The sequence below is a fragment of the Snodgrassella sp. ESL0253 genome (assembly GCF_013344965.1).
Taxonomy (GTDB): domain Bacteria; phylum Pseudomonadota; class Gammaproteobacteria; order Burkholderiales; family Neisseriaceae; genus Snodgrassella; species Snodgrassella alvi_B.
The window spans coordinates 196659-203407 of the sequence record NZ_JAAEDQ010000005.1; the positions used below are offsets into that span (position 1 = coordinate 196659).

Below are 6749 nucleotides of genomic sequence, written 5' to 3' on the forward strand. Positions count from 1 at the left end.
TGATAAAGTGATGTTTTAACAGACCTCAGGCACAGCATTCACCTGCCTTTTCATGTCCATGTCACACTGTTCCCACAGGCTCAGTGTGGCTTGTATTTTGTGAGGAATCCCAATGCAGTCTTGGCAATTGCCCGCATACATTGCCGACATCCTTCCTTCTGCCGCGCGCCAGCTAGAAAGCGCCAAAGAACAGCTGTTAGCACTTTATCGCGTTCATGGCTACGAACTTGTCAGCCCTCCTCTACTCGAATACAGCCAATCCTTACTTACCCGTATCGATGAAGGCCTGTCTCTAAAAACCATTCGCGTTGTCGACCAGCTCAGCGGTCGTCAGCTTGGCCTGCGTGCAGATATCACCCCACAGGTTGCCCGCATTGACGCTCACCTGCTTTCAGCCAATAACGGAGTGAATCGCCTGTGCTATGCCGGTTCGGTACTGCATGCACGCCCCGATGGCTTTTTAAGCACACGTGAACCTTTACAGATTGGTGCAGAACTGTATGGCCATGCGGGCATTGAAGCAGACATTGAACTAATTGATTTAATGCTGAAAAGCCTGGCAATCGTCAACGTACCAGAGCCAACCTTGTCATTAGGCCACATAGGAATTTTTCACGCACTGGCCAAAGCGGCCAGTCTGGAAGCACAACAGGCTACCACCCTGTTGCAGCTCATGCAGGCTAAAGACGCCGCCGCTGTACAGCAATGTGTACAGCAATGGCAGCTTCCAGAACAATGGATTAATGCATTCGTGGCATTACCCACATTATACGGCACCGAAAAAGTATTGCAGACTGCCATAGCCACATTGCCGGATTTACCGGAAATACACCAGGCATTACAACAACTACAGCAAATCTGCACCGCTTTTGCCAGCCATAATATATTTATTGACCTGAGCGAACTGCGGGTAGACAACTACCATACCGGACTATTGTTTGCCGCCTATAGTGAAGACTGGCCTGATGCATTGGCACGTGGTGGCCGCTATGATGGCTTGGGTAAATATTTTGGCCGCAGCCGCCCTGCGTCCGGTTTCAGTTTTGACTTACGCGATTTAATCGGGCATCTGCCTCCAGTAGAAAAACTGCGCGGCATAAAAGTCAGCGTGCACGATGCCACCGCTGCAAAAAACGAAATAGAGCAACTGCGTTCAGCCGGTGAATGCGTCATCATCGATTACACGCCTGAATGCAACAATGTCAAAGGATGCGATCGCCAACTAGTGTGGCAAAACCAGCAATGGCAACTGATTCCTTTGTAGCAATAATTAACCCTTAGTATGAGCAGGTAAAACCATATGGCAAAAAACGTCGTCGTTGTCGGCACCCAGTGGGGTGATGAAGGCAAAGGTAAAATAGTAGACTGGCTAACTGAGCGTGCCTCCGGCGTGGTACGTTATCAGGGCGGACATAATGCAGGCCATACCCTGGTAGTAAATGGCAAAAAAACCGTATTACGACTGATTCCCAGCGGCATTTTGCATACAGGCAAACGTTGTTTTATCGGTTCCGGTGTGGTTGTATCACCAGAAGCCTTACTCAGTGAAATGGCCGAATTACAGCAGGCCGGTATCGATGTAACCAAACAGCTTACCATTGCACCAACCTGTCCACTGATTCTGCCCTACCATATTGCGCTGGATCATGCCCGCGAAGCAGCCAAAGGCGATAAAAAAATCGGGACAACCGGCCGCGGTATTGGCCCGGCCTATGAAGACAAAATTGCCCGGCGCGCAGTACGCGTCATGGACCTGTTCCAGCCGGATGTATTACAGCAGAAAATCAAAGACGCTGTAGCCATCTATAACTGTCAGCTCACCGGCCTGTATGGGCAGCAAGCACTGGATGCCGAACAAATCTATCAGCAAACTCTGGAACTGGCCGAACAGATACGGCCCATGGTTGGTGACGTTTCCCGCGAGCTAAACGACATGAATGCCCGTGGCGAGTCACTACTGTTTGAAGGTGCACAGGGTACATTCCTTGATATCGATTACGGCACCTACCCCTATGTTACCTCTTCTAACTGTATTGCCGGCGCCGCAGCCGTTGGCTCAGGTGTAGGCCCCACCAAACTCGATTACGTACTAGGCATTGTTAAAGCCTATACTACCCGCGTCGGTTCCGGCCCATTCCCAACCGAGCTCTTTGACAGCGTAGGCGAAGGCCTGGCGCAACGTGGTAACGAATTTGGTGCAGTAACCGGGCGCCCGCGTCGCTGCGGCTGGTTTGATGCAGCACTAATGAAACGCTCCATTCAAGTCAATGGCATCTCCGGCTTATGTCTCACCAAACTGGACGTCATGGATGGCATGGATAGCATCAACATCTGTGTAGGCTATGATTACAACGGCGAAAAAACAGATATTCTGCCCTGTGGTTCAGATGCTGTGTCTGCCTGCACCCCCATCTACGAAACCATGCCGGGCTGGCAGGAAAGCACCTACGGTTTAAAATCATATGATGCCTTACCAGATAATGCCAAAGCCTATCTGAAACGCATTGAAGAAATCTGCGGTGCTCCGATTGCCATGATTTCTACCGGTCCAGACCGAGAAGAAACCATTTTGCTGCAACACCCGTATGAATAATTAATGCAAAAAAGAAACCCATCTACAGATGGGTTTCTTTTTAAATAAAACTTATCCAAGACCGTAACATATACCATTTAACCGTTTACTAGCCCAATCCATATCACTGACAAGCTGAATCAGTCACAGTAACCAAAATCAGCAAGCACTTCAGACCAGCCGGAAATATCAACCTGCTTACTGCCTGCATCGCAGAGTAACATCAGCTAAAAAGGCCGCGCCACCACAAAGACACACCATCCAGCCAGCGGCTAAACCAACCAGCTTCACCCACGTCATCCAAGGCCACCACTTCCTGCTGTGCCACTACCTGCTTACCAAGCAGCAATTTCAACGTACCCATACTTTGCCCTTTACGCACCGGCGCTACCACCGGCTGCACCGCTTCCAGTTCCATTGATAACTGCTTTGCCCCACCAGATGGCAAAGTAACATACGCATCACGCAAAAAACCCACAGCTACCTTAACATGCGCCCCCTTATAAACAGCAATATCTGCCACCTTGTGGTTGGCAGGATACACTCTGGCTGTATTAAAAGAAGTCAGCGCCCAGCTCAATAACTTACTGCCTTCTGCCGCTCTGGCCTCACTGCTATCCGCACCTACCAGTACCGCAATAACTCTGCGCTCATTGCGCTTACTGCTCACCGCCAGATTGTAACCGCCATTGATAGTATAACCCACAGCCAGCCCATCCACCTTATCATCCCGGAACAACAGCAAATTACGGTTTAACTGAGTAATCCCATTATAGGAAAATGATTTTTTAGCAAACCAACTTTGATATTGAGGAAAATCACGCACCAATGCCTGTGCCACCAGCAACAAATCACCCACACTGCTATATTGCCCTTCTGCCGGCAAGCCCGTGCAATTAACAAAGTGGGTATTTTCCAGCCCCATTTTCTGTGCTTCCGCATTCATACGCCGTACAAACGCCTTCTCTCCCCCGCTAACTGCTTCAGCCAACGTAATCGCTGCATCATTGGCAGAAACAACCAGCATCCCCTGCACCACCGTTTCAGCATTTACCGGCACACCCTGCTGTAAAAACATACGGCTACCATCAGTGTGCCAGCCAGCAGTTGAAATCTTCAACGGTTGCTGCGCTTTCAACTTACCACTATGTAAAGCATCAAAAACCAGATAAGCGGTCATCAGCTTTGTCAGAGCTGCCGGCTCTATCCGCGCATCCTTATCTCTGCTGGCCAGAATCGTGCCGCTTTGCTCATCAGCCACCGCATATGCAGCTGCATTGATTTCAGGCAAACTCACCGCCTGCGCTAATGGCAGAATACCCATCAGCAAAGTCGTATAGAGCCAACGAAAAACAATTCTCATCATATCTACTATCTAATTTAAATCCAGATTAACCCATATCAACCACATTCTATCTATACCCATCATTATAAACAGGTGCCTGCCCATAATAAGCCATATTGGCAAATTTACTTGCATAAAAAAAACAGCCGCGTTATCGTTAATTTTGGATTAAATAAGTTAAACAGATAATCTGTATAATAAAATCAGCCATTCCCTCACTACATACCATGAACAATCACGCAAATTACCTTACCCGCATTCTTACCGCCGCTGTTTACGATGTGGCTATTGAAACTCCTCTGGATTATGCTGCCAATCTGTCCGACCGCCTGAACAACCACATCTGGCTGAAAAGAGAAGACCTGCAACCCGTATTCTCCTTTAAAATCCGTGGTGCCTATAACAAAATGGCCAAACTGCAAAGCAGTGCCCTGAAAAAAGGCGTGATTACCGCGTCTGCTGGCAATCATGCTCAAGGAGTAGCACTTTCAGCACAAAAATTAGGTTGTGAAGCTACCATCGTCATGCCCCAAACCACACCACAAATCAAAATAGACGCCGTCAAAAAACGCGGTGGCAAAGTAGTACTGGCGGGAGAATCCTACAACGATGCCTACAACCATGCCATGCAACTCGTTGCCCAAAGCGGCCTAACCTACATTCCGCCCTTTGATGACCCAGACGTAATTGCAGGCCAGGGTACCATCGGCATGGAGATACTGCGGCAGCACCCCAAACCAATAGACGCCGTTTTTGTGGCTATCGGCGGTGGCGGCCTCGCCGCCGGCATAGCAGCCTACATAAAAAACGTACGCCCTGAAATTAAAGTTATCGGCGTAGAAACCGAAGACGCCTGCGCCATGAAACAATCCATTGCTGCGGGCAAACGTATAGAATTGAAAGAAGTCGGCCTATTTGCCGATGGCACCGCTGTTAAACTAGTAGGTGAAGAAACGTTCGCCCTATGCCGTGATCTGCTTGACGACATCATCGTAGTAGACACCGATAGCATCTGTGCCGCCATAAAAGATATATTCGATAACACCCGCAGCATAACCGAAACTTCCGGTGCACTGGCACTGGCCGGCCTGAAAGCCTATATTGGCCGTAATCAGTGCCAGCATCAAAACCTGATAGCAGTAACCAGTGGCGCAAACATGAATTTTCACCAGCTACGCCACGTATCTGAGCGCTGTGAACTATCAGAAGGCCACGAAGGCATCTTTGCCGTTACCATTCCAGAAAAGCCGGGCAGTTTCCGCCATTTTATCGATTTGATTGGCAACAGAAGCATTACCGAATTTAACTATCGCTATGGCGACGACCACAAAGCCCATATCTTTGTTGGCATTCAGAGTAATGACACCGCCGACTTACAGCACATTGTGCAAGAACTAAACAGCAATGGCCTACCCACGCTGGATTTAACCCATAATGAAATGGCCAAACTGCACATCCGCTATATGGTTGGCGGACGCACCAGCAAAGTAGCCAACGAGCATCTGATAAGCTTTGAATTCCCCGAACGGCCGGGCGCATTAAGACGCTTTTTGCTTCACATGCAATCAGACTGGAACATCACCTTGTTTCACTATCGCAACCATGGCGCCGATTTCGGCCGCGTACTCGTGGGTTTGGACATTCCCCCGGCAGATACAGAAAAATTCCAAATTTTTCTGGATAATGTTGGCTACACCTATCAGGAACAGACCCACAACGCTGCTTATCACCTATTTCTGGGCGCGCCAGCAGATAAAAATTGATATTTTTATCTGAATTGTTCATGAGTAATACCATAACTGATTACCCCCAATAACCGGTTTATTAACTAATAGTTGAAAAACCGGTTAGCACCATCAGTAGCTGGCTGGCTTCACAAACAAGTATCATATTGTTATTCATAGCATTAACCACCAATTTAAACCTAATTAATGCCACAACATCAACACATTAACCCCTCATAAAATTTACATAGAAAAAGACCATTTATCATTCCTGAGTTAAATCATCAATACCCACAACCATAAACACCAACTTCTTCAGTTGAACATCACCATAGTATCAAACTCAAATCAGCCGCCTGGCTGTACATCATAAAAGGTATTACCGGTAAAAATACCCTGATTGCTACAGAAACAGCACATCAATTTAATCAGACCAACCAGCAATTTACTATTTTGTTAATCAACGCAATTTCATAATACAGTCATCATCTAACACAGCACCACTTAACCATACCCAATATCACCTTTTCATAGCATCGTATTTAAAACACTGTATTATTTAAAATAATACCTAATATATTTTATCTATTCAGATTATTAAATTGTTAATAAATAACAATATAATAAAACGATAATCATAATTGTAAAATCTTTACAATATCAGATTGCATAACAAACAAATTCAAATATCTACTGTTACAATAGCAATAATAATTAACTTATATTAAAATTAAAAAACTAAAATATAAACATAAACATAGTTAATTTGCTGCAAATATCACTTATTACGCCCAACCGGTACTAGCTAACAGCACTGTCGGCACAGAATATTGCCGGTTAAACCAAAGCGTAATAATCCCACTTGAACTACAGCCAGTGTAATAAAAAAACCACACTCATCAGCTAGCATTTCAAATTATCAATACAGGTATAAAAATGAACAAAAACCGCTACAAAGTCATCTACAACAAACACCGTGGCCAAATGGTAGCCGTTGCCGAAAACACCACCAGCGCCGGCAAAACCAGTGCCGACCGTAGCAGCGGCAGCAACATCATCAGCAGCCTGTTGGCCAAATTACCCATTTTAACCGGTTCCATCCTGCTCG

5 protein-coding genes are annotated in these 6749 nt (G+C 46.6%); 4 read left to right on the plus strand and 1 reads right to left on the minus strand.

What is annotated here, in order from left to right; all coding sequences use genetic code 11:
- Positions 1 to 112: 112 nt before the first annotated feature.
- Together GYX26_RS06165 and GYX26_RS06170 are read left to right on the plus strand one after the other, a co-directional pair.
- Positions 113 to 1264 carry an ATP phosphoribosyltransferase regulatory subunit gene (locus GYX26_RS06165; RefSeq protein WP_174828531.1) on the plus strand — a complete coding sequence of 384 codons (1152 nt, stop codon included), beginning with the start codon at positions 113 to 115 and terminating at the stop codon, positions 1262 to 1264.
- A gap of 36 nt (positions 1265 to 1300) precedes the next feature.
- Positions 1301 to 2593 (plus strand): adenylosuccinate synthase, encoded by a 1293-nt coding sequence (locus tag GYX26_RS06170; protein WP_174828533.1) that lies wholly within the window; start codon positions 1301 to 1303, stop codon positions 2591 to 2593.
- A 202-nt stretch (positions 2594 to 2795) separates the two neighbouring features.
- Here GYX26_RS06170 and GYX26_RS06175 read toward each other — a convergent pair whose 3' ends face one another.
- Positions 2796 to 3938, minus strand: coding sequence for a D-alanyl-D-alanine carboxypeptidase family protein (locus GYX26_RS06175; RefSeq protein WP_174828534.1), 1143 nt, complete (start codon positions 3936 to 3938; stop codon positions 2796 to 2798).
- A 206-nt stretch (positions 3939 to 4144) separates the two neighbouring features.
- On the opposite strand from GYX26_RS06175, the gene ilvA reads away from it, so the two are divergent.
- Both ilvA and GYX26_RS11670 read left to right on the plus strand, forming a co-directional pair.
- The gene (ilvA, locus tag GYX26_RS06180; RefSeq protein WP_174828535.1) at positions 4145 to 5680 is read left to right on the plus strand and encodes a threonine ammonia-lyase, biosynthetic; all 1536 of its coding nucleotides are present in this window, start codon (positions 4145 to 4147) and stop codon (positions 5678 to 5680) included.
- Between the two features lie 897 nt (positions 5681 to 6577).
- Positions 6578 to 6749: ESPR domain-containing protein (locus GYX26_RS11670; protein WP_174828536.1), on the plus strand; the 172-nt coding region annotated here is incomplete at its 3' end.

Coding starts and splice junctions, on each gene's coding strand:
- GYX26_RS06165 (WP_174828531.1), top strand. CDS start 113: ATGCAGTCTTGGCAATTGCCCGCATACATTGCCGACATCCTTCCTTCT.
- GYX26_RS06170 (WP_174828533.1), top strand. CDS start 1,301: ATGGCAAAAAACGTCGTCGTTGTCGGCACCCAGTGGGGTGATGAAGGC.
- GYX26_RS06175 (WP_174828534.1), bottom strand. CDS start 3,938: ATGATGAGAATTGTTTTTCGTTGGCTCTATACGACTTTGCTGATGGGT.
- ilvA (WP_174828535.1), top strand. CDS start 4,145: ATGAACAATCACGCAAATTACCTTACCCGCATTCTTACCGCCGCTGTT.